Source organism: Silvania confinis (assembly GCF_025564085.1).
Classification (GTDB): Bacteria; Pseudomonadota; Gammaproteobacteria; order Enterobacterales; family Enterobacteriaceae; genus Enterobacter; species Enterobacter confinis.
This window is the reverse complement of the sequence record NZ_JAMGZJ010000070.1, coordinates 56,276-83,134: the sequence shown is the minus strand read 5'-3', so window position 1 is coordinate 83,134 and position 26,859 is coordinate 56,276. Positions and strand designations below refer to the sequence as shown.

The 26,859-nt window shown below is 51.6% G+C and carries 28 protein-coding genes; 11 read left to right on the top strand and 17 right to left on the bottom strand.

Translation table 11 applies throughout. The annotated features are described in order from the left end of the window. Window positions 1-37 precede the first annotated feature (37 nt). Genes gpsA through M8013_RS06345 form a run of 4 tightly spaced genes read right to left on the bottom strand, consistent with a single transcriptional unit; the run spans window position 38 to window position 2,254 of the window. Entirely contained in the window at window positions 38-1,057 is a 1,020-nt protein-coding gene (gpsA, locus tag M8013_RS06360) for an NAD(P)H-dependent glycerol-3-phosphate dehydrogenase (RefSeq protein ID WP_271266957.1), read from the bottom strand. Then, complete coding sequence (gene secB, locus M8013_RS06355) at window positions 1,057-1,524, bottom strand: protein-export chaperone SecB (protein ID WP_271266956.1); 468 nt, start codon at window positions 1,522-1,524, stop codon at window positions 1,057-1,059. Before secB ends, gpsA begins: the two co-directional genes overlap by 1 nt. Before the next feature lie 32 nt (window positions 1,525-1,556). Further along, window positions 1,557-1,808, bottom strand: a complete 252-nt coding sequence (grxC, locus tag M8013_RS06350; protein ID WP_271266955.1) for a glutaredoxin 3 — start codon at window positions 1,806-1,808, stop codon at window positions 1,557-1,559. A gap of 14 nt (window positions 1,809-1,822) precedes the next feature. Continuing rightward, window positions 1,823-2,254 carry a rhodanese-like domain-containing protein gene (locus M8013_RS06345; protein WP_271266954.1) on the bottom strand — a complete coding sequence of 144 codons (432 nt, stop codon included), beginning with the start codon at window positions 2,252-2,254 and terminating at the stop codon, window positions 1,823-1,825. Window positions 2,255-2,502: 248 nt separating this feature from the next. Between M8013_RS06345 and gpmM the strand changes: the two genes are divergently transcribed. From gpmM to M8013_RS06330, 3 genes are read left to right on the top strand one after another with little or no spacing between them, the layout of a single operon-like run. After that, window positions 2,503-4,047 (top strand): 2,3-bisphosphoglycerate-independent phosphoglycerate mutase, encoded by a 1,545-nt coding sequence (gene gpmM, locus M8013_RS06340; protein WP_271266953.1) that lies wholly within the window; start codon window positions 2,503-2,505, stop codon window positions 4,045-4,047. 33 nt (window positions 4,048-4,080) lie between these two features. Further along, the gene (envC, locus tag M8013_RS06335) at window positions 4,081-5,340 is read left to right on the top strand and encodes a murein hydrolase activator EnvC (RefSeq protein WP_271267044.1); all 1,260 of its coding nucleotides are present in this window, start codon (window positions 4,081-4,083) and stop codon (window positions 5,338-5,340) included. 3 nt (window positions 5,341-5,343) lie between these two features. Beyond that, window positions 5,344-6,309: a divergent polysaccharide deacetylase family protein gene (locus M8013_RS06330; protein WP_271266952.1), complete on the top strand. Its 966-nt coding sequence runs from the start codon at window positions 5,344-5,346 to the stop codon at window positions 6,307-6,309. On the opposite strand, the gene M8013_RS06325 is transcribed toward M8013_RS06330, so the two are convergent. The 3 genes from M8013_RS06325 to kbl all read right to left on the bottom strand — a co-directional run bounded on the left by M8013_RS06325 (window position 6,296) and on the right by kbl (window position 9,789). Beyond that, window positions 6,296-7,330, bottom strand: coding sequence for a glycosyltransferase (locus tag M8013_RS06325; protein WP_271266951.1), 1,035 nt, complete (start codon window positions 7,328-7,330; stop codon window positions 6,296-6,298). The two genes, M8013_RS06330 and M8013_RS06325, sit on opposite strands and share 14 nt — an antisense overlap. A 227-nt stretch (window positions 7,331-7,557) precedes the next feature. Beyond that, window positions 7,558-8,583, bottom strand: coding sequence for an L-threonine 3-dehydrogenase (gene tdh / locus M8013_RS06320; RefSeq protein WP_271267043.1), 1,026 nt, complete (start codon window positions 8,581-8,583; stop codon window positions 7,558-7,560). Window positions 8,584-8,592: 9 nt separating this feature from the next. After that, window positions 8,593-9,789: a glycine C-acetyltransferase gene (kbl, locus tag M8013_RS06315; protein ID WP_271266950.1), complete on the bottom strand. Its 1,197-nt coding sequence runs from the start codon at window positions 9,787-9,789 to the stop codon at window positions 8,593-8,595. A 216-nt stretch (window positions 9,790-10,005) separates the two neighbouring features. On the opposite strand from kbl, the gene rfaD reads away from it, so the two are divergent. Genes rfaD through rfaL form a run of 4 tightly spaced genes read left to right on the top strand, consistent with a single transcriptional unit; the run spans window position 10,006 to window position 14,196 of the window. Then, window positions 10,006-10,938, top strand: a complete 933-nt coding sequence (rfaD, locus tag M8013_RS06310; RefSeq protein WP_271266949.1) for an ADP-glyceromanno-heptose 6-epimerase — start codon at window positions 10,006-10,008, stop codon at window positions 10,936-10,938. A 2-nt stretch (window positions 10,939-10,940) separates the two neighbouring features. Next, on the top strand, window positions 10,941-11,987 hold the full coding sequence (gene rfaF / locus M8013_RS06305) for an ADP-heptose--LPS heptosyltransferase RfaF (RefSeq protein WP_271266948.1): 1,047 nt from the start codon (window positions 10,941-10,943) through the stop codon (window positions 11,985-11,987). Window positions 11,988-11,990: 3 nt separating this feature from the next. Next, window positions 11,991-12,953, top strand: coding sequence for a lipopolysaccharide heptosyltransferase RfaC (gene rfaC / locus M8013_RS06300; protein ID WP_271266947.1), 963 nt, complete (start codon window positions 11,991-11,993; stop codon window positions 12,951-12,953). Window positions 12,954-12,981: 28 nt separating this feature from the next. After that, on the top strand, window positions 12,982-14,196 hold the full coding sequence (gene rfaL, locus M8013_RS06295) for an O-antigen ligase RfaL (protein ID WP_271267042.1): 1,215 nt from the start codon (window positions 12,982-12,984) through the stop codon (window positions 14,194-14,196). 30 nt (window positions 14,197-14,226) lie between these two features. Here the strand turns inward: rfaL and M8013_RS06290 are convergent, their stop codons facing one another. The 6 genes from M8013_RS06290 to rfaQ form a co-directional block, all read right to left on the bottom strand. After that, entirely contained in the window at window positions 14,227-15,369 is a 1,143-nt protein-coding gene (locus M8013_RS06290; RefSeq protein ID WP_271266946.1) for a lipopolysaccharide N-acetylglucosaminyltransferase, read from the bottom strand. Window positions 15,370-15,375: 6 nt separating this feature from the next. Beyond that, entirely contained in the window at window positions 15,376-16,395 is a 1,020-nt protein-coding gene (locus M8013_RS06285) for a glycosyltransferase family 8 protein (RefSeq protein ID WP_271266945.1), read from the bottom strand. Window positions 16,396-16,506: 111 nt separating this feature from the next. After that, on the bottom strand, window positions 16,507-17,520 hold the full coding sequence (waaO, locus tag M8013_RS06280; RefSeq protein WP_271267041.1) for a lipopolysaccharide 3-alpha-galactosyltransferase: 1,014 nt from the start codon (window positions 17,518-17,520) through the stop codon (window positions 16,507-16,509). Between the two features lie 80 nt (window positions 17,521-17,600). Further along, entirely contained in the window at window positions 17,601-18,398 is a 798-nt protein-coding gene (gene rfaP / locus M8013_RS06275) for a lipopolysaccharide core heptose(I) kinase RfaP (RefSeq protein ID WP_271266944.1), read from the bottom strand. Continuing rightward, entirely contained in the window at window positions 18,391-19,515 is a 1,125-nt protein-coding gene (locus tag M8013_RS06270; RefSeq protein WP_271266943.1) for a glycosyltransferase family 4 protein, read from the bottom strand. Before M8013_RS06270 ends, rfaP begins: the two co-directional genes overlap by 8 nt. Continuing rightward, the gene (rfaQ, locus tag M8013_RS06265) at window positions 19,512-20,582 is read right to left on the bottom strand and encodes a lipopolysaccharide core heptosyltransferase RfaQ (protein ID WP_271266942.1); all 1,071 of its coding nucleotides are present in this window, start codon (window positions 20,580-20,582) and stop codon (window positions 19,512-19,514) included. Before rfaQ ends, M8013_RS06270 begins: the two co-directional genes overlap by 4 nt. A gap of 409 nt (window positions 20,583-20,991) precedes the next feature. Here rfaQ and waaA point away from each other — a divergent pair, with 409 nt between their 5' ends. Both waaA and coaD read left to right on the top strand, forming a co-directional pair. Continuing rightward, entirely contained in the window at window positions 20,992-22,269 is a 1,278-nt protein-coding gene (waaA, locus tag M8013_RS06260; RefSeq protein WP_271266941.1) for a lipid IV(A) 3-deoxy-D-manno-octulosonic acid transferase, read from the top strand. 8 nt (window positions 22,270-22,277) lie between these two features. Beyond that, window positions 22,278-22,757: a pantetheine-phosphate adenylyltransferase gene (gene coaD, locus M8013_RS06255; protein WP_271266940.1), complete on the top strand. Its 480-nt coding sequence runs from the start codon at window positions 22,278-22,280 to the stop codon at window positions 22,755-22,757. Between the two features lie 52 nt (window positions 22,758-22,809). Here coaD and mutM read toward each other — a convergent pair whose 3' ends face one another. The 4 genes from mutM to radC all read right to left on the bottom strand — a co-directional run bounded on the left by mutM (window position 22,810) and on the right by radC (window position 25,002). Then, window positions 22,810-23,619 carry a bifunctional DNA-formamidopyrimidine glycosylase/DNA-(apurinic or apyrimidinic site) lyase gene (gene mutM / locus M8013_RS06250; RefSeq protein WP_271266939.1) on the bottom strand — a complete coding sequence of 270 codons (810 nt, stop codon included), beginning with the start codon at window positions 23,617-23,619 and terminating at the stop codon, window positions 22,810-22,812. A gap of 74 nt (window positions 23,620-23,693) precedes the next feature. Next, window positions 23,694-23,861, bottom strand: a complete 168-nt coding sequence (gene rpmG / locus M8013_RS06245) for a 50S ribosomal protein L33 (protein ID WP_003024094.1) — start codon at window positions 23,859-23,861, stop codon at window positions 23,694-23,696. 20 nt (window positions 23,862-23,881) lie between these two features. Next, on the bottom strand, window positions 23,882-24,118 hold the full coding sequence (rpmB, locus tag M8013_RS06240; protein WP_002436699.1) for a 50S ribosomal protein L28: 237 nt from the start codon (window positions 24,116-24,118) through the stop codon (window positions 23,882-23,884). 218 nt (window positions 24,119-24,336) lie between these two features. Next, complete coding sequence (radC, locus tag M8013_RS06235) at window positions 24,337-25,002, bottom strand: RadC family protein (protein ID WP_271266938.1); 666 nt, start codon at window positions 25,000-25,002, stop codon at window positions 24,337-24,339. A 174-nt stretch (window positions 25,003-25,176) separates the two neighbouring features. Here radC and coaBC point away from each other — a divergent pair, with 174 nt between their 5' ends. After that, the gene (coaBC, locus tag M8013_RS06230) at window positions 25,177-26,388 is read left to right on the top strand and encodes a bifunctional phosphopantothenoylcysteine decarboxylase/phosphopantothenate--cysteine ligase CoaBC (protein WP_271267040.1); all 1,212 of its coding nucleotides are present in this window, start codon (window positions 25,177-25,179) and stop codon (window positions 26,386-26,388) included. Further along, a complete protein-coding gene (gene dut, locus M8013_RS06225; protein WP_139563925.1) occupies window positions 26,366-26,824 on the top strand; it encodes a dUTP diphosphatase in 459 nt (152 codons plus the stop codon). Before coaBC ends, dut begins: the two co-directional genes overlap by 23 nt. Window positions 26,825-26,859: the final 35 nt, after the last annotated feature.

Here is a 26,859-nt window from a genome sequence, read left to right as displayed (position 1 = left end):
CTAGCCGGGTCATTCAGGTGATAACGGTTCCCTGCGGTTAATTGCTGCTACGCTCGTCCTTGCGTGCACGACCTAATAAGGTCAATGCTGCCTCGCGCGCATTTTTTCCGCAATACAATACCTGATAAATTTCCTCGGTTATTGGCATTTCCACCCCAAAACGGTGTGCCAGTTCGCGAACTTCTTTGGTATTGCGATAACCTTCGACCACCTGACCAATCTTTTCCTGCGCGCCGATAACATCCATGCCCTGACCGAGCATCATGCCAAAACGGCGGTTACGGGACTGGTTGTCGGTACAGGTCAGCACCAGATCGCCTAATCCTGCCATCCCCATAAAAGTGGCGGGATCGGCACCCAGCGCCGCGCCCAGACGGCTCATTTCGGTTAAGCCGCGGGTGATCAGCGCCGTGCGCGCGTTCGCGCCAAAGCCGATACCGTCAGACATACCCGCGCCGATGGCGATAACGTTCTTCACCGCGCCGCCGAGCTGCACGCCGATAAAATCGGGGTTGCTGTAAACGCGGAAGCTTTTACCGCAGTGCAGCAGCTGCTGGAGATCGTCAGCAAAGACCTCATCGGTCGATGCCAGCGAGATCGCCGTTGGCAGCCCTGCCGCCAGCTCTTTCGCAAACGTCGGGCCGGAGATCACCGCCAGCGGGATGTCATCGCCCAGCGCTTCGCGGGCGACATCCTGCAGCAGGCGTCCGGTCTCGGCTTCCAGCCCTTTCGTCGCCCATACCACGCGCGCATCAGCCCGCATCAGCGGTCTGATCTGTCGCAGCACATCGCCAAAGACATGGCTTGGAACAACAATCAGGATATTGCGGCTGGCGGCCAGCGCCGTCGCAAGGGAGCTTTCGAGATGCAGGGAGTCAGGGAATGTGACATCAGGAAGAAACGCCACGTTGCAGCGGTCCGCTTGCAGCGTAGCGATATGTTTAGGATCGTGGCCCCAAAGAACCACTTCGTGACCATTTCTTGCCAGAGTAATGGCAAGAGCGGTGCCGTATGAACCGGCACCGATCACAGTCATTGACGCATTAACAGTACTCATCAGGCATCCTGATGTTGTTCAGTACCTTCGCCAGCTTGCTGCTGCAGATAGTTCATGAACAGCGCATCGAAGTTCACTGGCGCAAGGTTCAGTTGCGGGAACGTACCACGGGAAACCAGGCTGGTGATGCATTCGCGAGCATACGGGAACAGAATGTTCGGGCAGTATGCACCCAGGCAATGCGCCATCTGATTACCGTCGATACCTTCGATGGAGAAGATGCCGCCCTGCTGTACTTCACACAGGAATGCAGTTTCTTCGCCCAGAGAGGCGGTCACGGTTACACGCAGTACGACTTCATACACACCTTCCGCCAGTTGGGTGGAAGCGGTATCCAGATCAAGTTTAACTTCTGGCTGCCAATCTTTCTGGAAAACATGCGGCGCATTAGGTGCTTCGTAGGAGACGTCTTTAGTATAAATGCGCTGGATCTGGAAAGTCATTTCGGTGTTGTTTTGTTCTGACATGGAAAAACCCTTTTTAATTGTCCTAAAACGCCTTAGCGCAGCAGGGGATCAAGTCCACCACGCGCCTCTAGCGCATACAAGTCATCACAGCCGCCAATGTGCTGCGCATCAATAAAAATCTGCGGAACCGTCGTACGGCCACTACGTTTAATCATCTCTTCGCGCTTTGCAGCGTCGCCATCAATCGGCAGTTCCTGGAAGGTGACGCCTTTGCTGTCCAGCAGCGCTTTTGCACGATGGCAGAACGGGCAGGTCGCTTTGGTGTAGATTTCGATATTGGCCATGACTTGACTCCTGTTTACTTACCGCGAACCAGAGGCAGATTCTCGCCGCTCCAGCCAGAAATACCGTCTTTCAGGACAGTGACTTTCTCAAAGCCGGCTTTAACCAGCGTATTTGCCGGCTCCTGGGCCTGCACTCCGCCACCGTCAACAACAATAATGGGTTTGTCTTTATGCTTGTCCAGCTCGCCCAAGTTATTGGCTTTGATTTCAGCTGGCAGCAGGTTAATGGCGCCTGCAATATGGCCTTTACGGAAATCGTCACGCTGACGCAGGTCAACAACCACCGCCTCTTCTTTATTGATAAGACGCGTTGCTTCGCCACGGGTGATCACTTTCACTTTTGAGGTAATACCTTTGAAAGTGGTGAACAGCACTGCTGCCAGTAAACCAATCCACGCGACACAAAGTATGGGGTGGCGACTAACAAATTGCATAATTTCTTGCATGGGGGGTAACAACTCCCGACTGAGTGAATAAAAAACCAGGACAGGAGTATACCTGTGCGCTGTGGCAAATACAGCCAGCGACAATAAGCTAATCCATTTTCTGCGGCCTGCCACGAAAAAAAAGACCCAAAATGACCTATCCTTACGCTTGCCCCTGCGGTTTCTTTGATCTTCTGCGGCTATTTTATCGATTCAGCTGTAGTAAAATTACGCAAATTTTTCGTCTTTTGAGCAAAGAGGTTGTCGCAATGTCGGTTTCTAAAAAACCTGTGGTACTGATGATTCTGGATGGCTATGGCTACCGTGAGGATCAGCAGGATAACGCCATTTTCAGTGCTAAAACCCCGGTCATGGATGCACTGTGGGCCACACGTCCCCACACGCTGATCGATGCTTCCGGCCTGGAAGTGGGTCTGCCGGATCGCCAGATGGGCAACTCTGAAGTCGGACACGTCAACATCGGCGCAGGCCGCATTGTGTATCAGGACCTGACCCGTCTGGACGTTGAAATCAAAGAACAGACTTTCTTTGCCAACCCGGTTCTGACCGGTGCGGTGGATAAAGCCGTTGCCGCAGGCAAAGCGGTGCACATTATGGGTCTGCTCTCCGCCGGTGGCGTACATAGCCACGAAGACCACATCATGGCGATGGTTGAGCTGGCCGCGAAACAGGGTGCCGACAAAATCTATCTGCACGCCTTCCTCGATGGCCGTGATACCCCACCGCGCAGCGCTGAGTCATCTCTGAAAGCGTTCGAAGACAAATTTGCCGCGCTGGGCAAAGGCCGCGTAGCCTCCGTGATTGGCCGCTACTACGCCATGGACCGCGACAACCGCTGGGATCGCGTTGAGCAGGCCTACAATCTGCTGGTTGAAGCCAAAGGCGAGTTCCAGGCAGACACGGCAGTAGCTGCGCTGCAGGCCGCTTACGCTCGCGATGAAAACGACGAATTCGTGAAAGCGACTGTGATCCGCGCCGCAGGCCAGGCTGATGCGGCAATGGAAGACGGCGATGCGCTGATTTTCATGAACTTCCGTGCTGACCGTGCTCGCGAAATCACCCGCGCCTTCGTTAATGCCGATTTCGACGGCTTTACCCGTAAGAAGGTAGTGAAGCTCGATTTCATCATGCTGACCGAATATGCAGCCGACATCAAAGTGCCATGCGCTTATCCACCTTCATCGCTGGCGAACACCTTCGGCGAATGGGTCGCGAAGCATGACAAAACTCAGCTTCGTATCTCCGAAACCGAGAAATATGCGCACGTTACTTTCTTCTTTAACGGCGGCGTTGAAGAGTCGTTCAAAGGCGAAGATCGCATTCTTATTAACTCACCGAAAGTCGCGACCTACGATCTGCAGCCTGAGATGAGCTCTGCCGAGCTGACTGAGAAGCTGATTGCGGCCATCGAAAGCGGCAAATACGACACCATCATCTGTAACTACCCGAACGGCGACATGGTCGGCCACACGGGCGTAATGGAAGCCGCGATCAAAGCCATCGAAGCCCTGGATGCGTGCATCGATCAGGTGACGAAAGCAGTAGAAGCCGTTGGCGGCCAGATGTTGATTACTGCCGACCACGGCAACGCAGAACAGATGCGCGATCCGGCCACCGGCCAGGCGCACACCGCCCATACCAACCTGCCGGTACCGCTGATTTACATCGGCGATAAAACCGTTAAAGCGGTTGATGGCGGCAAGCTTTCAGACATCGCGCCAACCATGCTGACCCTGATGGGCATGGAAATCCCGCAAGAGATGACTGGCAAGCAGCTGTTCATCGTGGAATAATCCGTCCCCATGAGGGGAAAGGCGATTGTTTCAATAACATGGGTCGTGAAGCCGTTACGGTTATCAGTCAGGCCCCTGCTCTACGCCAGCGCACTCAGCGCTGGCGTATTGCTGTGCGTGGCATCCGCTCAGGCGGATGAGCGCGATCAGCTCAAATCGATTCAGGCCGATATCGCCGTCAAAGAACGCGCGGTACGCCAGCAACAGCAGCAGCGTTCCTCTCTGCTTGCCCAGCTCAAGAAGCAGGAAGAAGCGATTTCCGCCGCCGCCCGGCAGCTGCGCGAAACCCAGAACACCCTCGCCCAACTCAATAAGCAGATCGATGAGATGAACGCGTCGATTGCGAAACTTGAGCGTCAGCGGGCTGCGCAGGAGAAAAACCTGGCCGCGCAGCTCGATGCGGCTTTTCGCCAGGGCGAACACACCGGCGTTCAGCTGATCCTCAGCGGCGAAGAGAGCCAGCGCGGACAGCGTCTGCAAGCCTACTTCGGCTATCTTAACCAGTCCCGCCAGGAGACCATCGCGCAGCTTAAACAGACGCGCGAAGAGGTCACGACCCAAAAAGCAGAGCTGGAAGAGAAACAAAGTCAGCAGCAAACCCTGCTCTACGATCAGCAGGCTCAGCAGGCCAAACTGGAGCAGGCGCGCAACGAGCGTAAGAAAACCCTCTCCGGACTGGAGTCCTCTATTCAGGAGAGCCAGGCGCAACTGGGTGAAATGCGCGCCAACGAATCCCGCTTACGTAACAGCCTTGCCCGTGCAGAAGCGGCAGCCAAAGCACGCGCCGAACGCGAAGCCCGCGAAGCACAGGCCGTGCGCGATCGCCAGCAGGAAGCGTCCCGCAAAGGCACCACCTACAAACCTACCGAAAACGAGCGCTCATTGATGTCGCGTACCGGCGGCCTGGGCTCGCCACGCGGCCAGGCCTTCTGGCCGGTTCGCGGTACAATTCTGCATCGCTATGGCGAACAGCTGCAGGGTGAGCTACGTTGGAAGGGGATTGTGATCGGTGCATCGGAAGGTAGCGAAGTCAAAGCTGTCGCCGATGGCCGGGTGATCCTCGCCGACTGGCTTCAGGGCTACGGACTGGTGGTGGTGGTTGAGCACGGTAAAGGCGACATGAGTCTTTATGGCTACAACCAGAGCGCCCTGGTCAGCGTCGGTACGCAGGTGCGCGCCGGTCAGGCTATCGCCCTGGTGGGCAGCAGTGGCGGTCAGGGCCGCCCGTCACTCTATTTCGAAATTCGTCGCCAGGGTCAGGCGGTCAATCCACAGCCGTGGTTGGGAAGATAAGTTTTGCTTCAATTTCGTCGTACGGTTCTCTCCGTTGTCAGCACACTGATGCTGGCGACGCCGGTTTACGCAGGTAAACTCGCAATTGTCATCGATGACTTCGGTTATCGCCCTCATACAGAAAATCAGGTTCTGGCGATGCCAGCCGCCCTCTCCGTCGCCGTATTACCCAACGCACCTCACGCCCGTGAAATGGCCACCAAAGCCTACAACAGCGGGCATGAAGTGCTGATTCATCTGCCGATGGCGCCGCTCAGTAAGCAGCCGCTGGAAAAAGACACGCTGCGCCCGGAGATGAGCAGCAGCGAGATCGAGCGAATTATTCGTGAGGCATATGGCAAGGTTCCCTATGCCGTGGGGCTGAATAACCATATGGGCAGCGCCATGACCTCCAGCCTGTTCGGCATGCAGAAGGTGATGCAGTCGCTGGCGCGCTACAATCTGTACTTCCTCGATAGCATGACCATCGGCAACAGCCAGGCGATGCGCGCGGCACAAGGCACCGGCGTGAAGGTGATTAAGCGCAAAGTGTTCCTGGATGATTCACAGAAAGAAGCGGATATCCGCTTCCAGTTTAACCGCGCTGTGCAGCTGGCGCGCCGGACGGGCTCGGCAATCGCCATTGGCCACCCGCATCCGTCAACCGTTCGCGTATTACAGCAGATGCTGCCGACCCTGCCGGCGGATATTACCCTGGTCCATGCCAGCAGCTTGTTGAATGAACCGCAGGTGGATACTTCTACGCCTCAAAATACATCGCCTAAAAACGCCGCACCTGTCGCACCGCGTAATCCGTTCTCTGGCGTGAAACTGTGTCAGCCGAAGCGAGTGTTAGAACCTGTCGACGCCCGGCGTTTCTTCAGCGTGTTAAGTGAAAGTATTGCGCAGAGCATGCTGATCAAGTACATGCAGCATCAGTGGCAAGGTTGGGGTAAAGCCCCCAACAACACCCCTGTTAATACAGATTAAGCGCCTTACGCGCGACTCGACGCTGGGACTGCGTCTTGTCGCGCCAATGCCAGAGTCGGAATGACCATAGCAGTACCTGGTAAGCCAGCTTCACGCCGCGCACGTTGGCCACCATCCGCTTGTACATACCGGAAGTATAAATCTCGGCAATCATCCTTTTTCGCGTCGCGGCATCCGGCTCTTTACGCACACAGTGGCAAACACGCAGCGCTTCGTAAATAACCTGGTCGTGGAATTCCGGATAAATCGTAATACGTCCAGCATATTCACGATTGAGCTTATCTAATAAACGGGTAATTTTAATATAGTGCCGCTGATAATTGAGATTCTTATCGCCTTGTCGTTTTAAACGACTGACAGAATTATCATGCAGGAAATATTTATATAATGATTGTTCGGTATAACGGGCGCGCTCGGCATTAAACATAAACTCCGTCGTCCACACAATATCCTGGTGGTGTAATCCAGGAATAAAGGTGATGTTATTTTTAACAATCACCTCGCGGCGATAAATCCCCATCCATACCACGTGCGTCCAGCGACGTGACTTGAGTGCCATCCTCAACCACTCTGGCCCGGTTAATACACCGGTTGAGCGCACACGCTCGGGGGGGATTGACTGCCAGCTGCGGCCGGTTTCGCGGTAGCTCCAGTCGGAGTTGCACTGTGCGACGTCCAGATTATCGTCCAGCATCATCTTCATTAGCGTGGCGTACATGTCTGGATAGACCAGATCGTCCGCATCAACAAAGGCAATATACTCTCCGGTCGCGGCGGCTAAACCACGATTGCGGGCTACGGAAGCACCCGCATTAGCCTGATGCAGCAAGCGAACGTGGGGATAAGCGTCGACATAGTATTGAGCGATTTCAACTGAGCCATCCGTTGAGCCATCATTAACAATGATGATTTCCAGGTCATTCCATGTTTGCGCGATTAAGGATTCCATGCAGGCCTTGAAATCATGCCCTGCGTTATACAATGGAATAATAACGCTAAGTTTATTTGCATTATTCTTCATACATTTACCGAATGCCTTTGAGGATACCCCGCCATTGTATGAACAAATGATTATGGCTTACAAATACTATTTTTACGAAACAGACGAGATAAATGCGTGAAGGATCGGATAAATGAAACGTTCAATGCAAAAACACATTACCCCTTCTTATATCGGAAATAACATTACTTTACATATTTTCCGATTTTCCTGAGGAACAGGCCGGATAATCCGGCCTGTTTTTGCGATTAATCCCAGCTAAGGATCACTTTTCCTGACTGACCTGAACGCATCGCGTCAAAGCCCTGCTGGAAATCATCGATGGAGAAATGATGGGTAATGATTGGGGTCAGATCCAGACCCGACTGAATCAGCGCGGCCATCTTGTACCAGGTTTCGAACATCTCACGGCCATAAATGCCCTTGATGAACAGCCCTTTAAAGATGACTTTGTTCCAGTCGATGGACATGTCCGATGGCGGAATACCCAGCATCGCAATGCGCCCGCCGTGGTTCATGGTGTCGAGCATGGTGCGGAACGCCGGCGGTGCACCGGACATCTCGAGACCCACGTCAAAGCCTTCGGTCATTCCCAGCTCAGCCATTACGTCGTTGAGGTTCTCGTTCGAGACATTCACCGCACGGGTGACGCCCATTTTGCGCGCCAGCGACAGACGGTATTCATTTACGTCAGTAATAACAACGTTACGCGCGCCGACGTGTTTTGCGACCGCCGCGGCCATAATGCCAATCGGGCCTGCGCCGGAAACCAGTACGTCTTCACCGACCAAATCAAACGACAGCGCGGTGTGAACCGCGTTGCCAAACGGGTCGAAGATGGAGGCCAGATCGTCAGAAATGTTATCCGGAATTTTGAAGGCGTTGAAGGCCGGGATCACCAGATATTCGGCGAAGCAGCCTGGGCGGTTAACGCCCACACCGACGGTGTTGCGGCACAAATGCGTACGACCGCCACGACAGTTACGGCAGTGACCGCAGGTAATGTGGCCTTCACCAGAAACGCGATCGCCAATGCTAAAACCCTTCACTTCCTGACCAATGCCGACCACTTCGCCGACATATTCGTGCCCCACGACCATCGGAACCGGAATGGTTTTCTGCGACCACTCGTCCCAGTTGTAGATATGAACGTCGGTGCCGCAAATGGCGGTTTTACGAATTTTGATCAGCAGATCGTTATGACCGACTTCCGGTTCCGGTACGTCGGTCATCCAGATGCCTTCTTCTGCTTTCAGTTTGGATAACGCTTTCATCATTCGTCCTCAGGCAATCACGCCCAGTTGTTTGCCGATGCGGGTAAAGGCTTCGACCGCACGTTCAATTTGCTCAGGGGAATGCGCCGCAGACATCTGGGTGCGGATACGCGCCTGACCTTTTGGCACCACCGGGAAGAAGAAACCGGTGACGTAAATGCCCTCTTTCTGCAGCTCACGCGCAAAATTCTGTGCGATAACGGCATCACCCAGCATGACCGGGATAATGGCGTGATCGGCACCGGCCAGCGTAAAGCCGGCAGCGCTCATTTTCTCGCGGAACAGACGGGCGTTGGACCACAGGCGGTCGCGCAGCGCGCTGCCGGTTTCTACCATCTCGAGCACTTTGATGGAGGCCGAGACAATCGCCGGGGCCAGCGAGTTAGAGAACAGGTACGGGCGTGAGCGCTGACGCAGCCACTCCACCACCTCTTTACGTGCTGCGGTGTAACCCCCGGACGCGCCGCCAAGCGCTTTGCCCAGCGTACCCGTGATGATGTCTACACGGCCCATCACGTCACAGTATTCATGCGAGCCGCGACCGTTTTCACCGACAAAACCCACCGCGTGAGAGTCATCAACCATCACCAGCGCGTCGTATTTATCTGCCAGATCGCAGACGCCCTTCAGGTTGGCGATCACGCCATCCATTGAGAACACGCCGTCGGTGGCGATCAGTACATGACGCGCACCGGCTTCACGGGCCTCTTTAAGACGTGCTTCCAACTCTTGCATGTCGTTGTTGGCGTAGCGAAAACGCTTCGCTTTGCACAGGCGTACGCCGTCGATGATCGACGCATGGTTTAACGCATCGGAAATAATGGCGTCTTCCGCGCCGAGCAGCGTCTCGAACAGACCGCCGTTGGCGTCGAAGCAGGATGAGTAAAGGATGGCATCTTCCATACCGAGGAACGCGGCCAGCTTGCCTTCCAGTGCCTTATGGCTGTCCTGAGTACCGCAGATGAAACGCACCGAGGCCATCCCAAAACCGTGGGAGTCCATACCCGCTTTCGCTGCAGCGATAAGCGCCGGGTGATTCGCCAGGCCTAAATAGTTGTTGGCGCAAAAGTTGATCACATGGCTGCCATCGGCAACGGTGATATCCGCCTGCTGAGCAGAAGTGATGATCCGCTCTTCTTTGAACAACCCTTCCGCACGTGCGGTTTCCAGGTCACTGTTTAATTGTTTGTAAAAATCACCACGCATTGCAATTCTCCAGACTCGGCAAATTTCGGAACATATTACCCAAAGCTATACGTTGATACGAGATTACACATTAACTGTTACCAATTTTGCAGCATAAATCACGTGTACCCCTGCGCAATGTCGGTGAATGGCTGAATGGGTCGTCATACTAATGTTATGATATGAATATTAGTGCCTGGGATTGTCCCCAGGCGCCACACTTCAAAGGTTACAGTTATGATCATCGTTACCGGCGGCGCGGGCCTCATTGGCAGCAACATTATTAAGGCCCTCAATGACAAAGGCATCACCGACATTCTGGTGGTGGATAACCTGAAAGACGGCACCAAGTTCATTAACCTGGTGGATCTGAACATCGCTGACTACATGGATAAAGAAGACTTTCTGATCCAGATTATGGCGGGTGAAGAGTTTGGCGATATCGAGGCCATCTTCCATGAAGGCGCATGCTCATCTACCACCGAGTGGGATGGCAAGTACATGATGGATAACAACTATCAGTACTCCAAAGAGCTGCTGCACTACTGCCTGGAGCACGAAATTCCGTTCCTGTACGCCTCTTCCGCAGCGACCTACGGCGGCCGTACTTCTGACTTTATTGAATCCCGCGAATTTGAGCAGCCGCTGAACGTCTATGGCTACTCCAAATTCCTGTTCGACGAATACGTACGCCAGATCTTGCCAGAGGCGAACTCGCAGATTGTCGGTTTCCGCTACTTTAACGTCTACGGACCGCGTGAAGGCCACAAAGGCAGCATGGCGAGCGTCGCATTCCATCTGAACACCCAACTGAACAACGGTGAAACGCCGAAACTGTTCGAAGGCAGTGACGGCTTCAAGCGCGACTTTGTCTATGTGGGCGATGTGGCTGCAGTGAACCTGTGGTTCCTGGAAAATGGCGTCTCTGGCATCTTCAACCTGGGTACCGGTCGCGCAGAATCCTTCCAGGCAGTAGCCGATGCGGCGCTGGCGTATCATCAGAAAGGCAACCTTGAGTACATTCCATTCCCGGAAAAACTGAAAGGCCGTTACCAGGCATTTACCCAGGCGGATCTGACTAACCTGCGCGCCGCAGGCTACGATAAGCCGTTCAAGACCGTCGCCGAAGGCGTGACGGAGTATATGGCCTGGCTCAACCGCGACGCATAAGCATGAAGATACTGGTGATTGGCCCGTCATGGGTGGGCGACATGATGATGTCGCAAAGTCTCTATCGCACGCTCAAGGCGCGCTATCCCCAGGCGATAATCGATGTGATGGCACCCGCGTGGTGCCGTCCGCTGTTATCGCGAATGCCCGAAGTGAACGAGGCGATCCCGATGCCGCTCGGCCACGGGGCGCTGGAACTTGCTCAACGCCGCAAGCTTGGCCATGACCTGCGCGACAAGCGCTATGACCGCGCTTACGTATTGCCCAATTCGTTCAAATCTGCGCTGGTCCCCTTCTTTGCTGGCGTGCCACACCGCACCGGTTGGCGTGGCGAGATGCGCTATGGCCTGCTGAATGATGCCCGCGTGTTGGACAAAGAGGCCTGGCCGCTGATGGTCGAACGCTATGTCGCACTGGCCTACGACAAAGGCGTAATGCGCAGCGCGAAAGATCTGCCGCAGCCGCTACTGTGGCCGCAGCTGCAGGTCCACGAAGGCGAAAAATCGCAAACCTGCAACGCCTTTGGCCTGCTGGCCGACCGTCCGCTGATTGGCTTTTGTCCTGGCGCCGAATTCGGCCCGGCAAAACGCTGGCCACACTATCACTACGCAGAGCTGGCAAAACAACTGATTGACGAAGGCTATCAGATTGTCCTGTTCGGCTCGGCGAAAGATCATGAGGCAGGGAATGAAATCCTCGCCACGCTGAGCATGGAGCAGCAGGTATGGTGTCGCAATCTGGCGGGTGAAACCCAGCTGGAGCAGGCCGTTATCCTGCTTGCCGCCTGTAAAGCCGTGGTGAGTAACGACTCCGGGCTGATGCACGTTGCCGCCGCGCTGAACCGCCCGCTGGTGGCGCTGTATGGCCCGAGCAGCCCGGACTTTACCCCGCCGCTGTCGCATAAAGCCCGCGTTATTCGCCTGATCACCGGTTACCACAAAGTGCGTAAAGGCGATGCGGCAGAGGGTTATCACCAGAGCCTGATCGACATCACCCCACAGCGTGTCCTTGACGAGCTGAATGAACTGCTATTGAGTGAAGAAGGGTAACAAATGCGTGTGCTGATCGTTAAAACGTCCTCAATGGGCGATGTGCTGCACACTCTGCCCGCGCTGACTGACGCGATGCAGACCATTCCGGGTATTCGATTTGACTGGGTGGTCGAAGAAGGATTCGCACAGATCCCGACCTGGCATGCTGCGGTCGATCGCGTGATCCCCGTAGCTATCCGCCGCTGGCGCAAAGCGTGGTTTTCTGCACCTGTGAAAGCGGAGCGCCTCTCCTTTCGCGAGGCCGTTCGCACCCACCAATACGATGCAATTATCGACGCGCAGGGGTTGGTAAAAAGCGCGGCGTTGGTCACCCGTTTGGCGCATGGCGAAAAACATGGCATGGACTGGCAAACCGCTCGTGAGCCGCTGGCGAGCCTGTTCTATCGTCATCGGCATCATATTGCAAAGCAACAGCACGCCGTAGAGCGTACCCGTGAACTGTTCGCCAAAAGTCTGGGTTATGTAAAACCCACAGCGCAGGGTGACTACGCCATCGCCCGCCATTTCCTGAATCATCTGAATACGGATATGAACCCGTATGTGGTATTTTTACACGCCACGACCCGGGACGATAAGCATTGGCCTGAAGCCCACTGGCGAGAGTTGATTGGGTTTCTGAGCGAAGCAGGAGTACGCATTAAGCTGCCATGGGGGGCGGCTCATGAAGAAGCCAGAGCAAAAAGGCTGGCAGAAGGATTTGATTACGTCGATGTCTTACCACGAATGAGTCTGGAAGACGTGGCTCACGTGTTGGCGGGTGCTAAAGCTGTCGTCTCCGTCGATACAGGTTTGAGTCATCTGACTGCGGCACTGGATCGGCCAAATATTACATTATATGGGCCAACGGATCCGGGCTTAATTGGTGGTTACGGGAAGAACCAGGAAGAGTGTCGTTCTGCGAGTAGAAGCCTTGAAAATCTGTCCGCTTCTACCGTATTTGATCGTTTACTGTTGAAGCTATAAATACTCGTAAGCAGATGTCGGAGCAATGATGATCCAAACATTATTTTTCTTTAAAGAGAAAAAAAACTGGCAGTTATACTGGAACAGAACTCTTGTATTCTTGTTTATTGCTACTTATTTTTTAGACAATATTACACGCTACAAACATCTTATTGTTATTCTTATGACAGGCACCACAATTGTTTATTTATGTAAACATTTCAGAGATTTCACGCCTGTTTTCAAAACATTTCTTTTTAGCAGTATTGTTTTCCTAACCGTTGCGGTATTACTTTCTTTGTTTCAAACGCCGGACTTTAAAGCCAGTCTGAAATCGATAAACAATTCTGTTATAGAAAACATGTTGTTGTGTACGCTTACCATTCCGGTGTTACTCAAGGATGAAGCAAAAGAGCTAATCTCAAAACTGATTTTTTCATCATTCCTTTGTGCATTAATTCTGTGCAGCCTGGCAGAGCTTTTTTCCTACTATCAGGATTTTAAGAATGACATTATGCCATTTACGGATTACAGGCATCGTAGCATTTCTGACGCATTAGTCTTTCTGTTCCCCGCCTTGTTAAACTTATGGCTCATTAAATCAGCAAAATACCGTATTGCCTTTCTCGTATTGAGCACAGTGTATCTTTTCCTGATGCTTGGAACCCTGTCTCGCGGAGCATGGCTATCAGTACTGATAGTGGGTCTGGTGTGGACCATCATGTACAAGCAGTGGAAATTAGTGATTGCCGGTGGGATCGTTGCAGCCGTTATTGTCACCGCGCTGTTCGCGCATAAAGAGATGTCGGCAAAGTTAGCGTATAAGTTGCAGCAAACCGACAGTTCCTCTCGCTACACTAACGGAACCCAGGGAAGCGCATTTGACCTCATCCTTGAGAATCCGATAAAAGGCTATGGCTTTGGCAATAAAGCCTATGATGAGGTTTATAATAAACGCGTTGTTGATTACCCGGAATGGATCTCCCGTGAGTCTATAGGGCCGCATAATCTGGCACTCTTTGTCTGGTTCGGCACGGGTCTCCTGGGTCTGGCAGGGCTTTTGTTCGTGTATGCAGGCGTAATTAGAGAGTGCCTGTCTAACGCATTTAGAGACAACCGCTATTCGCCATTAAATGCCTATATCATCATCATGTTATCTTTCTTCGGCTATTTCATCATCCGTGGGAACTTTGAGCAGATAGAGCTAGATCTGCTGGGTATTTTGTCAGGCCTTCTGTTAGCGCTTAAAAATAAGAAAGCATGATCAAAAAAGGCTACGTTACGTAGCCTTTTTTTAGTTAAACCATTTATGAATGACCTCTTCAAACCTTTGGGTCACGCCAGTCCAACTGTAATGATTATAAACGTAATTTTGCCCGCGTTTAGCGACGTCGGACAGTTCAGGATTGTGCAAAACAGCCACAATATCCTGAGCAATGGTTTCTGCTGTCATCGGTTCTTGCAGGTGATAGCCGGTATTGTTTTCCTTAACGAATTCAACCATTCCCCCTCGCGTACTGACCAGCACCGGTTTTCCCGCTCCCATCGCCTCTATTGCCACCATGCAGAATGGCTCCTGGAACTGGGACGGAATAACCACTACATCACCCAGCGGGTAATATCGATGCATCTGATCGGGTGGGAGGCTTCCTAACATAATACATCGATCCCCGAGACGTTCTGCAACGACTCTTACCTCGCGCTGGTAGGCCCCACCGTCTGTTTTGCTGACCTCGTTATAGTCACCGACAACAATGAGCTTTAAATTGTTATTGGTCGCAACCAGCTTTTCAAACGCCTGGAGGAGTAACAAAATACCCTTGTCCGGCACAATACGCCCTGCGTAAAAGATGACTTTCTCATCAGGTAAGATATTAATTCCAGGATCTGATATCGGCGTAGCGTTGGACTGATAGCTTTTTAAATCAATCCCATTTGGCACAATCTCAATATCTGCGTCTGGAAGGTAAGCGTGATAATAATTCTTTAAAAATAAGCTTGGCACAATCATTTTTACATCATGCTCGATCCCTTTCGGCTCGAACGCATTATGCATATGTAGGGCAACCTTTGCCTGTGGGGCACGTTGGCGGATTTGCCGATACAACTTCATACTGTTATGCACAACGATCACGCTATTGTCGGTTACGGGAAAATCTTTTGCGATATTCAGTATCCGTTGCGAGTAGGGGAGAGGGTCGAGTCGCGTCCATTTCTGAAAAAGACGTTTATACACACGACTAAACCCCACGCGGTGGATGCTACAGTTTTCATTCACACGTGAGTAATCGTCGTAACCCTCATTCCTGATACACACAATCCGGTTCGGTATCGTGGTTCGTTGTGCAACCTGGTACATCCAGGTCTCTACCGCTGCTGCGCCACGAGGGGGAATGGAAAAGATAGGTGTAACCGTAAATATAATTTTATCAACCATCCAGGATCAACCTTTCATTAAATTATATTTAACTGCAGCCAAAATACCGTCAATAAATTTATTTTGATAAAGCAGGTGTTTATACTTTTCCCGGTACTCATGCTTTCGCACAGCGCCTTGATACGGAATATCTTTCCACGGGGATAACGCATAGACTCTACGGAAAAAGAGTGCGGATGGGTAATCAGCCCAGCTATGCCAGGGTTTGGTTACGCCCGTATAGTGGATAAAGACAGTACGATCGTTGATAGTAGACTTGTAATGGTTAATGTCTTTTGTCTCAAATTCAGATTTCAGAGAATATATCGCATTGTACTCTCTGGGTAGTAGTTTAACGTGATGGAGGAACATGACATTCAAAATATCCTGATCAGGATATTTTAAATTTTTAACAAGTTCATCATCTGCCAGCAACGCGAAAAACCGTTCAGTAAGATTTGAGCGTAGCCACTGTTGTAAATTGATATACATCACACCAGAGTTAAAATAATTGCCTTTGAATTCTGCATTATTTAAACGATTCGCACTTTTATTTTGCATAGAATCTACATCTATTACCACGGCACCGTATTCATCGGTAAATTCAAGTGCGGCGAGATCGTGCAAAGATCCCTTGCAGGTAATATCTGCATCAAGATAAAGGAGCTTATCCAGGCGTTCAGAAAAATAATCAAAGGAGATTAAACGGTAATAAATTGAGACGGGCCAGATGTTGGTTTTAGGCAGAGAAGACAACGGTTCAGCATCAATATGATACAGTTTTATAACAGTACGATATTGCTCAGCCAATTGAGTGAGAAGTGCAACATACTCACTGTCAATATAATCGGAAATGATATGAAAGGTAAAGTCTATTGCCTGCTGTTTATTGTTCTCCAGGATCGATGCAATTGAAATTGCAGCGCCTGTCTGGTAGTTTTTATCGATACCCCAGGAGATATTAAACGTGTCACGATCGTCGCGCACTTCAACACGCCTGTCCAGCACAATGATATCTTTAAACTGAGTGAGTTGTTTAAAATCCAATTTTGATTACCTTTCACCATCATTAACGTTGCGTAATAATCTAATTTACGGACGCTATGGCCAACATGTTTAGTGAGTTACTCTACTCTTCTGTAAGGCAGTCTCGCATCACTATTTCATAATTTTAAGCTTGTAATAGTGAAGGTAATTTAAGATACCTTGCATGTACAATTTTTGATTGAACTTGTGTTTAGCCGAGTATCTGAATTGGTTACTGTTCGTTGGCTTCAGGAGGTCAAAATTATGCCAGGGTGAGGCATCTTTGGCAATCAAAAAGCTTTTTGACACCGGGTAACTGGCCCATTCATGCCAGGGCTTAGTTGGGCCAATATAATGAATAAACACCGTTTCATCATTAACTGGATTTTCGACAACGTCCTTTAACTCATAATTAAGGCTAAAGCGCGTATTGTATTTACCATTGATAAACCTGACTTTTCCTGCCAACAGCACATTCAGTACATCCTGATCCAAATGGGTTATTTTTTCTACCCACTCAGGCACACGCAACATTTCAATCGCTTTACTCGAAATATCGTTCTTATGCCATTCATTGATATTGATCAGCAAGAAACCTGCATTGAAATAGCCTGCGACCAGCGCCGGAGTCGTCAGCGTCACAGAACGGTTTGTCCACCACTCGACATCTCTTTCAGAAACGACGGCAGCAACTTCATGCTCTGCAAATTGATAATCAACTAACTCCTGAATGTCCCCTTTACAGGCAATATCAGCATCCAGATATAGTAGTTTATCGATCTTATGATAAAAATAGTCTGCTATGACGAAACGAAAATATGTTGCATAACTCCAGTTTTTGGTACTTGGCAATGACTTCAGTTTTTCACAGTTAATTAAATAAACTTTTATACAGCTATGATATTGCTTAGCCAAAGCCGAAAACCGTGCCTTATCTTCTTCACTAAAATAGTCAGTAAAGACATGGAATTCAAAGTTAATTGTTTTGTTGTTTAACAATATCGATGAAATGGCAACGCCGCAACCGAAAAGGAAGTGTTTATCGATGCCAAAGGCTATATTAAAACTTTCTTCAGAGGGATTACTTTTAAAGTTATATTCGTGTACTGAAAGAATAACGTCTTTGTCGCTGAATTGAGACATAATTAACTCTTATCTATTATAGGTGAATAGACGATTCATAAACACCTGACCCGCGGTAACAATCCAATCGGTCTACTGGACGATCATAATGATTTACGGATTGTTCTTTCGCGAATTTTATTGGCTCTGATATTTGCCTGTTGAATGAGTTCACCCTCACTGGCAAGAATATCTTTAAGGGGTTGCTCAAAATATATTTTTAAAAACCGCCAGACATCGCGCTGCGTCAATCCGATATTTAATGAGGAAAAATACAATCCAATCAGATCTTTATCACGCCAGCGACGCGGCACTTTATTGCGGATCTGCGCCCGGTGCAGGTCAATAACTGAGATTTTTAAATCGTCTTTCAGGCCCGAGAAAGGCAAATGCAGCAGGAAGTGGCAAATATAGCAGTCACGATGATTAATCCCGCCGGCATGCATCTTACGCACCATCGTCGCGACACGCTCAATAAGCATGCGCTTCACTTTTATGTCCGGAGGATTGGTCGCCCAATCCGCACAGTAGTCTTCAAGGCTTATTGTGGGGGTCAGATCTTCAGTAATGATGAACGATGTCCGGGTCAGCGGGTTAACCCCTTTCTCTCCGAATCCAACGCCGTACATGGTATCTACACCCAGGCCCTGCAAGCGATGAATCGCATTCCACTCCCTGTCAGCACCCAAAACGGGCGTGCGCAATGAGAGCAGGTTTTTTACGATCTCTTTCAGGGTCGTGCCCCGGTGCCATTTGAGGAAATAACTTTTTCCTGCCAGTTCAAAGCGTAGTGTACGTCGGGTCTCGAGCTCTCTGAAGACCTCGCCCTGCAACGCTTTGACTTGCTCAAAAGCATCTTTACCACGCCATAACGTGGCTAACGGCTCTTTCAGCTCAACCATCCAAACCACCTGTTATGATATCCGCTGCTTTCTCAGGCAGACTGTACAAATCTTGTGTATCCGCATAATGCCGTGCATTTTCTGCCCAGGCGGATCGTAGTGAAGGCTCTGTCAGCGCTTTACGTACTATGTCGTTGAAGGCCTGCTGGCGGAAAGGTTCTTCAAGCACCGCGCCGCCGTTTGCATCCGCAATATAATGCGCGTAGCCGCACACCGCCGTGGTCACCACCGGCAACCCCGCAGTGATGGCCTCCAGCAGGACTATGCCTGCCGCTTCCTGATAGGCTGGATGCAATAATAAATCCGCTGCAGCCATTAATTCAGCAACATCGTTGCGCCCGGAGAAGAAACTGACATTTTCCCGTACCCCAAGCTTGTCGGCCAGCGCTTCAAACTTGCGCGGCTTATCCTGCCCGACAATAAAGAGACGCGTATTGAGCCGAATGCTCTGCGGCAATGAGGCCAGCGCTTCGATGGAGCGATCGACGCCTTTACGGCTAAAGTCAGAGCCGACCTGCAGCAATAGATGTTGCTGCTCGCCAATGCCATTTTTCTGACGATAGACTTCCCGACTATTGGGGATCTGCTGGCTGTATTTTCTGTCCGGATAAATCCCCGGCGGGAGGATACGAAAACGCTCGCTTTCGGTCTGATAATGCTTTTGAAAATCAGCGATCTGTTTATCGGTCAGCATCAAAAGCTGAGTGGGTTTCCCCTGTTCAAACGTCGCCCGTTCAAAAGCAGCATAATGGCGATAACGAGATGTCAGACGATAGAAAAAGCCTTTCTCCTGCGCCACTTTCTCGGCATAACAGACATCGGCCGCGTAATAAACGTCCAGCCCCGGCATTTTATTAAAACCGACAATGCGATCGACCGGATGCTCGAGTAAGTGTGCTTGTACCCACGCATAATATTCAGCATTACGTCCATGATTCGTTCGGGATTTGACCGGCACACGGATTAATTCAAAAACGTCAGGGCAATCACCCTCCCAAAACTGGGTATAGATGCGCACATGGTGGCCACGCGCGGCGATGGTCTGAGCAATACGCATAAAATCACGCTGCAAACCGCCAAACGGAAAGTATTTATATAAGCAAAAGGCAATGATCATAAGGGGGCATCTTCCACTGATGGGATCACTCTTTCAGGCAGTAACCTGTCAATGGCAGCAATAACATCCTCTGCCGGTATAGCTGAAAGATACATTTCGTTGCGGTCGCGCTGCTCACGTGGCGGCATGGGTCGATAATCACCCGCCCAAAATTGGATCATGTTGTTTGACCATGGTCGCCAGAAGATATGATCCGTCGCACCAAATAAACAGACCAGTGGCGTTCCTACAGCAGCAGCAATATGTCCAGGGGCAGAATCAACGCCGATAAAGAGTCGGGCATGAGCAATCAATGCACCCAGTTCTGGAAACGTCACTTTGCCTGCCAGCGTAGTCACAGGCGCTGTTTTGCATCCGCCTGCAATGGCATTCACGCAGGCAAGATCGTCGGCACCCGGCCCGGATGTGAGTACCACTTGATAACCACGGTCATGCAGAGCATCAATAACTTGCGAAAACTTCTCGTTATTCCAGCACTTGAATATTTGACGCGCCGTTGGCTGAATAACGATGTAATGCTCCCCGACGCCCGCCTGATCTAATTCACTGCGTACACGTTCCCAGCAGGAGGGGTGATAGCTCATCGTCGTGTGCGTCACCCGGGATTTTATGCCCAGCGGCGCCAGCACGGACAGATTACTCTCTACCACATTATCCCCCACCAGCGGCGCCAGATGGGTGAAGCTGCTGCGCCAGAATGCAGACTGACGGTGGCTATAATCTTGAGAAATGCGCACCGGCGCACCTAATAACCGGACCAGCAGTGCAACCATCCACTGATCCGTCAGGTTGATAATCAGGTCGTACTGATTAGCACGTAAATCTCTAATCAAACTGATGAAATTGGTAAGTTTTTCAACCGCTTTAGCCTTTTTATTCTTAATGCCATACAGCGCATTAATTTCAGGATTTTCAGACAAAATGGGGAACGTGTCCTGGTAAAGAAGCACATCGATTTTTGCGTCAGGATAATTCTGCTTTAACGTACTAATGACCGGAGTCGTTAATAACATATCTCCGTGAAACCGCATTTTTATGAGCAGAATTTTTCGAAATGGCTTTTCCACAGGCGACTCTTTTGTTGTGATTATCCGATAAAGGTAAGCAGAAAAAGCACGCTACCGCCCCAGGCTCAACAGCTACCCGATTACTGATATCGCACTCATTTGTGTGCGCTAGTGTACCATTTCTTTTGGCACGATCCGATACGAATAAACCTTGTACAGTCAAGCGATTTTTATCTCTCAAATCAATGAAATGTAACATCAAGAATGGCTTGCTATGCGAGTGATTTGTCCGTGTCATGGATGAGGCTATGCATACACAGTAAAAATGTACTTTAAATGGCTAAAAACGTTATCTCATGAGTCCCTTAGGCCTCACCGGGGCTATTTAATTTAAAATCGGGAAAAGTAATGGTAAAGCCCCAGCTAAATACATAGAATTCCCAGCACATCCCTAAGTCAGCGATTTACTATGCTCGAATTGCTTTACACCGCCCTTCTCTACCTTATCCAGCCACTGATTTGGATACGTTTGTGGGTGCGCGGACGTAAGGCCCCTGCCTACCGTAAACGCTGGGCTGAACGCTACGGTTTTTATCGTCGCCCTCTCAAACCGGGCGGGATCATGCTGCATTCTGTCTCCGTGGGTGAAACATTAGCCGCGATCCCTCTAGTTCGCGCTCTACGTCATCGCTACCCGGATCTCCCGATCACGGTAACCACGATGACCCCGACCGGTTCCGAGCGCGTTCAGTCTGCTTTCGGGAGCGATGTTCAGCACGTCTACCTGCCTTATGATTTACCGGATGCCCTCTCTCGTTTTCTGAATAAGGTCGACCCCAAACTGGTGTTGATAATGGAAACAGAGCTCTGGCCGAACCTGATTGCTGCCCTGAAAAAACGCAACATCCCCTTAGTTATTGCTAACGCACGCCTCTCTGCCCGTTCGGCAGCCGGCTACGAAAAGCTGGGTAAATTTGTCCTCAAACTGCTGCGCCGCATTACGCTGATTGCTGCGCAAAACGAAGAAGATGCACAGCGTTTTGTAAAACTGGGGGCAAAGAACAATCAAGTTACCGTCACCGGTAGTCTTAAATTCGATATTTCAGTGACACCTCAGTTGGCAGCAAAGGCCATCACCTTACGTCGTCAGTGGGCACCGCATCGACCGGTGTGGATTGCCACCAGTACGCATGATGGTGAAGAGAGTATTATCATTGCCGCGCATCAGTCACTGTTGCAGCAGTTCCCTGATCTGCTGCTGATTCTGGTGCCGCGCCATCCGGAACGTTTCCCGGATGCGACTAACCTCGTGCGCGAGGCTGGGCTAAGCTTTAGCACACGCTCATCGGGTGACGTGCCGTCTGCCAGCACTCAGGTTGTGATTGGCGACACTATGGGCGAATTAATGCTGTTGTACGGTATTGCCGATCTCGCATTTGTGGGCGGGTCTTTGGTCGAACGGGGTGGACATAATCCTCTGGAAGCTGCGGCACACGCCATCCCGGTGCTGATGGGGCCACACACGCTAAATTTCAAAGATATTTGCGCCCGTCTTGAGCAGGCTAGCGGGTTGATTACGGTCACCGATGCCGCAACCCTGACGAAAGAAGTCTCCTCATTACTGACTGATGCGGATTATCGCAATTTCTACGGCCGTCACGCAGTTGAAGTGTTATATCAAAACCAGGGAGCGCTGCAGCGCCTGCTGCAACTGCTGGAACCGTACCTGCCACCGAAAACACATTGAGGACCGTGATGCAAAAACGAGCGATCTATCCGGGTACCTTCGATCCTGTTACTAACGGTCATCTTGATATCGTCACGCGCGCAGCCTGCATGTTTGACACGGTGGTGCTAGCGATAGCCGCCAGTCCCAGTAAAAAGCCGATGTTTGACCTGGAAGAGCGCGTTGCGCTGGCGCGCGCCGCTACTGCTCATCTGTCTAACGTTGAGGTGGTCGGTTTTAGCGATCTGATGGCACATTTTGCCCGCGCACAACAGGCGAACATTTTGATTCGCGGTCTGCGTGCCGTCGCTGATTTTGAATATGAAATGCAGCTGGCGCATATGAATCGCCATTTGATGCCAGAACTGGAAAGCGTCTTCCTGATGCCATCCAAAGAGTGGTCGTTTATCTCCTCTTCGCTGGTGAAAGAGGTCGCACGCCATGCGGGTGATGTGACCCATTTCCTGCCAGCAAACGTCCATCAAGCGTTAATGGGTAAGCTAAAGTAGTTTCTTGCCTTTTTACCGGATATCGCGCTCGCGTACCCGGTCTACAAATCGATCACTTCTGACACTGGCGGCAATAAAACGTCGCCCGTTGCGCATGCTTAGAAGCCACAATCGGCGAACCACATACCCGGCACGGCTCCCCTTTGCGACCATAAACCTGCAGCTCCTGTGCAAAATAGCCCGGCTTACCGTCGCTTTGCAGGAAATCTTTCAGGGTGGTACCGCCCTGCTCAATCGAACGCTGTAGCACCGCTTTAATGACCTTAACCAGCACCGTACACTCATCGGCAGAAAGCGAAGAAGCCAGTCGATCGGGATGGATCCCAGCGGCAAACAGGGATTCACTGGCATAGATGTTACCGACGCCGACCACCAGCTTGTTATCCATCAGCCAGGGTTTGATCGGGGTCTTCTTCTTCGCGCACTTCGCCTGCAGGTAAGCTGCGTTAAATGCCTCGCTCAACGGCTCCGGCCCCAGATGCGCCAGTACGTTATGCCCTTCAAGTTCTTTAGTCCACAGCCAGGCGCCAAAGCGCCGTGGATCGGTGTAACGCAGGACTTTGCCGTTGCTCATTACCAGGTCAACATGGTCATGCTTCTGCGGCGGAAGTTCCTCCGACAGAATACGCAGGCTACCCGACATCCCCAGATGGATGATGATCCAGCCGTCCGGCAGCTCCAGCAGCAGATATTTGGCCCGGCGCTGTACGCTGATAACCGGCTTATCGCTCAGGGTGTGGATCTCAGTGGATACCGGCCAGCGCAGGCGACCGTTGCGCACGATAGCATGCAGAATGGTTTCACCCACCAGATGCGGCTCAATACCCCGGCGGCTGGTCTCTACCTCTGGTAATTCAGGCATGTTTCCTCCATTGAGATTCACAGAATGCAAAAAACCCCGCAGATGCGGGGTTTTTCAATACAAGGATTCTAAAATTATTTAATTTTAGCTTCTTTGTACAGTACGTGCTGACGGACAACTGGATCGAACTTTTTCAGTTCCAGTTTTTCCGGCTTAGTACGCTTGTTCTTCGTGGTGGTGTAGAAGTGACCTGTACCAGCAGAAGAAACCAGCTTGATTTTCTCACGAATACCTTTAGCCATGATTTAATTCCTCTAAGTACTTAGTACTTTTCGCCACGGGCACGCAGTTCGGACAGAACTGTATCGATGCCTTTCTTATCAATAACACGCATACCTTTAGCAGATACACGCAGGGTGACAAAACGCTTCTCGCTCTCAACCCAGAAACGGTGAGAGTGCAGGTTCGGCAGGAAACGGCGTTTAGTCGCGTTCAGTGCGTGGGAACGGTTGTTACCGGTCACCGGACGCTTGCCAGTAACTTGGCAGACTCGGGACATGTCTATTCTCCAAAAATCAAATTAGCTCGAGCTTCGTATGGGGTATCGGCGCCTCGTCAGGCTTTACAGCCCGGTCATCGCGTAGTTCTTAGTGAACCATCGATTGCCAGGCCCAATTGCCAAACCCGAGATTCTCAAAGGTGGCGTAGTATACGCTGACTCGATGATGTGCTCAAGTCCCGAACAGACAAAGATCCCGATGGATCGCGAGAAACGGCTTAAATCCATCCACGTTCGGCAAAAGAAACGTACTCTCCACGGCCAATGACCAGATGGTCAATCACGCGAATGTCCATGAATTTACAGCATTTCACGATACGTTCGGTCACGTCTTTGTCGGCTTTGCTCGGTTCAGCGCGCCCCGAGGGGTGATTATGCGCGAGGATCACGCCGGCAGCATTCACTTTTATCGCTTCGCGCACAATTTCGCGCGGATGTACCTCAACGTGACTCAGGGTACCAGAAAACAGCCGACAATGTTTCAGCACCCGGTTTTGATTATCCAGGAAAATAACCATAAAAATTTCACGTTCTTCTTCTGCCAGCTGGCTGTGAACAAAATCCCGAGCTACATCCGGGTTTTCCAGTGGATTCACTTCCTGCACTCCCGAGCAGTAGTAACGACGGGAAAGCTCCGCAATGCCTCTAAGCTGGGCAAACGTCGCAATGCCGATCCCTTCAACCTGCCTGAATGCCTCCAGCTCGGCCGTCAGCAAGCCATACAGGGAACCAAAATGCTGCAGTAAATCCTTTGAAAGCGTAAAAACATCTTTACCCCGCGTTCCGGTGCGTAAAAACAGCGCCAGCAGTTCTTCATCCGTCAGCGATGTCACGCCATCGCGTAGCATTTTTTCCCGCGGTAACAGCGGGGACAGTGTTTCCATACCCAACCCTCCTCCATAGCCCCGCTATGCTGCCACAGAGATCGGCCCCCCACGATGACGTCTTGCGTATATTGCGTAACGCCTCGCAAAGTGACGGGCGGACAAAATCACGATACTTTTCGGATTGTGATAAAATGCCCGCCTCTCAGGTGAACCCAACAGGAAAGAATCATGATGAGCCTGGCCGGTAAAAAAATCGTACTCGGCGTCAGCGGCGGCATTGCAGCCTATAAAGCGCCCGATCTGGTGCGTCGTTTACGCGAGCGCGGGGCAGAAGTGCGGGTGGCAATTACCGAGGGGGGTAAAGCCTTCATTACGCCAATGAGCCTGCAGGCCGTCTCTGGCTACCCGGTATCAGACAGCCTGCTCGACCCGGCGGCCGAGGCAGCAATGGGCCATATCGAGCTGGGTAAGTGGGCAGATTTAGTCATCCTCGCCCCGGCCACCGCCGATCTGATCGCCCGCGTCGCAGCCGGTATGGCTAACGATCTGGTGTCCACCATCTGCCTCGCAACACCGGCTCCGGTTGCCGTCGTCCCGGCGATGAACCAACAGATGTATCGTAACGCGGCAACCCAGCATAACCTTGCAACGTTAGCCTCTCGCGGACTGCTGGTATGGGGGCCGGACAGCGGCAGCCAGGCCTGCGGCGATGTGGGCCCGGGCCGCATGCTGGATCCGCTTGCGATTGTCGATCTGGCCGCCAGCCATTTTTCGCCTGTCAACGATCTGCAACATCTCAGCATCATGATTACCGCGGGGCCGACGCGTGAGCCGTTGGATCCGGTGCGCTACATCACCAATCAGAGCTCAGGCAAGATGGGCTTTGCGATCGCCGCCGCCGCCGCCCAGCGCGGGGCACACGTCACGCTCATCAGCGGGCCCGTTTCGCTGCCTACGCCACCACGGGTGCAGCGCATTGATGTCACCACCGCCCTGGAGATGGAAGCCGCCGTGCAGGCACATGCGCAACAGCAGCAGATTTTTATCGGCTGCGCCGCCGTGGCCGATTACCGTGCAGCAGCCATCGCCGATGAAAAAATTAAGAAGCAAGGCGATGAAATTACGATAACTATGGTGAAAAACCCGGATATCGTCGCGGGCGTCGCCGCACTAAAAAACGCACGACCTTACGTCGTTGGATTTGCCGCCGAAACGAATAATGTGGAAGAATACGCCCGGCAAAAACGTACCCGCAAAAACCTCGATTTGATTTGCGCGAACGACGTATCGCTGGCCACACAAGGATTTAACAGCGACAGCAACGCACTGCACCTATTCTGGCAGGATGGAGATAAAGTCCTACCGCTTGAGCGCAAGGAACTCCTGGGCCAACAATTACTGGACGAGATCGTTACCCGTTATGATGAAAAAAATCGACGTTAAGATTCTGGACCCGCGTGTTGGCCAGCAATTTCCATTGCCGACCTATGCCACCTCCGGCTCTGCCGGTCTTGACCTGCGTGCCTGTCTCGACGACGCCGTAGAACTGGCCCCCGGCGCAACCACGCTTCTGCCGACCGGCCTGGCAATTCACATTGCCGATGCCTCTCTGGCAGCGGTGATCCTGCCGCGCTCTGGCCTGGGCCATAAACATGGCATCGTGCTGGGCAACCTGGTGGGACTCATTGACTCTGACTATCAGGGTCAGTTGATGGTGTCGGTCTGGAACCGTGGCCAGGACAGCTTCACAATCCAACCCGGTGAACGTGTTGCCCAGATGGTGTTTGTACCGGTGGTACAGGCTGAATTCAATCTGGTAGAAGACTTTGACGCGACCGATCGCGGCGAAGGCGGCTTCGGCCATTCCGGGCGTAAATAAACCCGGCTATACGCATTCCACAGCGCCATAACGCA

Excerpts from the sequence above, each read along its gene's own strand:
- rpmB (WP_002436699.1), bottom strand. The coding sequence starts at position 24,118 with ATGTCCCGAGTCTGCCAAGTTACTGGCAAGCGTCCGGTGACCGGTAAC.
- rfaP (WP_271266944.1), bottom strand. The coding sequence starts at position 18,398 with ATGGTTGAGCTGAAAGAGCCGTTAGCCACGTTATGGCGTGGTAAAGAT.
- rpmG (WP_003024094.1), bottom strand. The coding sequence starts at position 23,861 with ATGGCTAAAGGTATTCGTGAGAAAATCAAGCTGGTTTCTTCTGCTGGT.
- coaBC (WP_271267040.1), top strand. The coding sequence starts at position 25,177 with ATGAGCCTGGCCGGTAAAAAAATCGTACTCGGCGTCAGCGGCGGCATT.
- mutM (WP_271266939.1), bottom strand. The coding sequence starts at position 23,619 with ATGCCTGAATTACCAGAGGTAGAGACCAGCCGCCGGGGTATTGAGCCG.
- kbl (WP_271266950.1), bottom strand. The coding sequence starts at position 9,789 with ATGCGTGGTGATTTTTACAAACAATTAAACAGTGACCTGGAAACCGCA.
- rfaF (WP_271266948.1), top strand. The coding sequence starts at position 10,941 with ATGAAGATACTGGTGATTGGCCCGTCATGGGTGGGCGACATGATGATG.
- coaD (WP_271266940.1), top strand. The coding sequence starts at position 22,278 with ATGCAAAAACGAGCGATCTATCCGGGTACCTTCGATCCTGTTACTAAC.
- secB (WP_271266956.1), bottom strand. The coding sequence starts at position 1,524 with ATGTCAGAACAAAACAACACCGAAATGACTTTCCAGATCCAGCGCATT.
- dut (WP_139563925.1), top strand. The coding sequence starts at position 26,366 with ATGATGAAAAAAATCGACGTTAAGATTCTGGACCCGCGTGTTGGCCAG.
- rfaL (WP_271267042.1), top strand. The coding sequence starts at position 12,982 with ATGATCCAAACATTATTTTTCTTTAAAGAGAAAAAAAACTGGCAGTTA.
- waaA (WP_271266941.1), top strand. The coding sequence starts at position 20,992 with ATGCTCGAATTGCTTTACACCGCCCTTCTCTACCTTATCCAGCCACTG.
- M8013_RS06270 (WP_271266943.1), bottom strand. The coding sequence starts at position 19,515 with ATGATCATTGCCTTTTGCTTATATAAATACTTTCCGTTTGGCGGTTTG.
- M8013_RS06325 (WP_271266951.1), bottom strand. The coding sequence starts at position 7,330 with ATGAAGAATAATGCAAATAAACTTAGCGTTATTATTCCATTGTATAAC.
- rfaC (WP_271266947.1), top strand. The coding sequence starts at position 11,991 with ATGCGTGTGCTGATCGTTAAAACGTCCTCAATGGGCGATGTGCTGCAC.
- gpmM (WP_271266953.1), top strand. The coding sequence starts at position 2,503 with ATGTCGGTTTCTAAAAAACCTGTGGTACTGATGATTCTGGATGGCTAT.
- M8013_RS06345 (WP_271266954.1), bottom strand. The coding sequence starts at position 2,254 with ATGCAAGAAATTATGCAATTTGTTAGTCGCCACCCCATACTTTGTGTC.
- radC (WP_271266938.1), bottom strand. The coding sequence starts at position 25,002 with ATGGAAACACTGTCCCCGCTGTTACCGCGGGAAAAAATGCTACGCGAT.
- gpsA (WP_271266957.1), bottom strand. The coding sequence starts at position 1,057 with ATGAGTACTGTTAATGCGTCAATGACTGTGATCGGTGCCGGTTCATAC.
- tdh (WP_271267043.1), bottom strand. The coding sequence starts at position 8,583 with ATGAAAGCGTTATCCAAACTGAAAGCAGAAGAAGGCATCTGGATGACC.
- rfaD (WP_271266949.1), top strand. The coding sequence starts at position 10,006 with ATGATCATCGTTACCGGCGGCGCGGGCCTCATTGGCAGCAACATTATT.
- M8013_RS06290 (WP_271266946.1), bottom strand. The coding sequence starts at position 15,369 with ATGGTTGATAAAATTATATTTACGGTTACACCTATCTTTTCCATTCCC.
- grxC (WP_271266955.1), bottom strand. The coding sequence starts at position 1,808 with ATGGCCAATATCGAAATCTACACCAAAGCGACCTGCCCGTTCTGCCAT.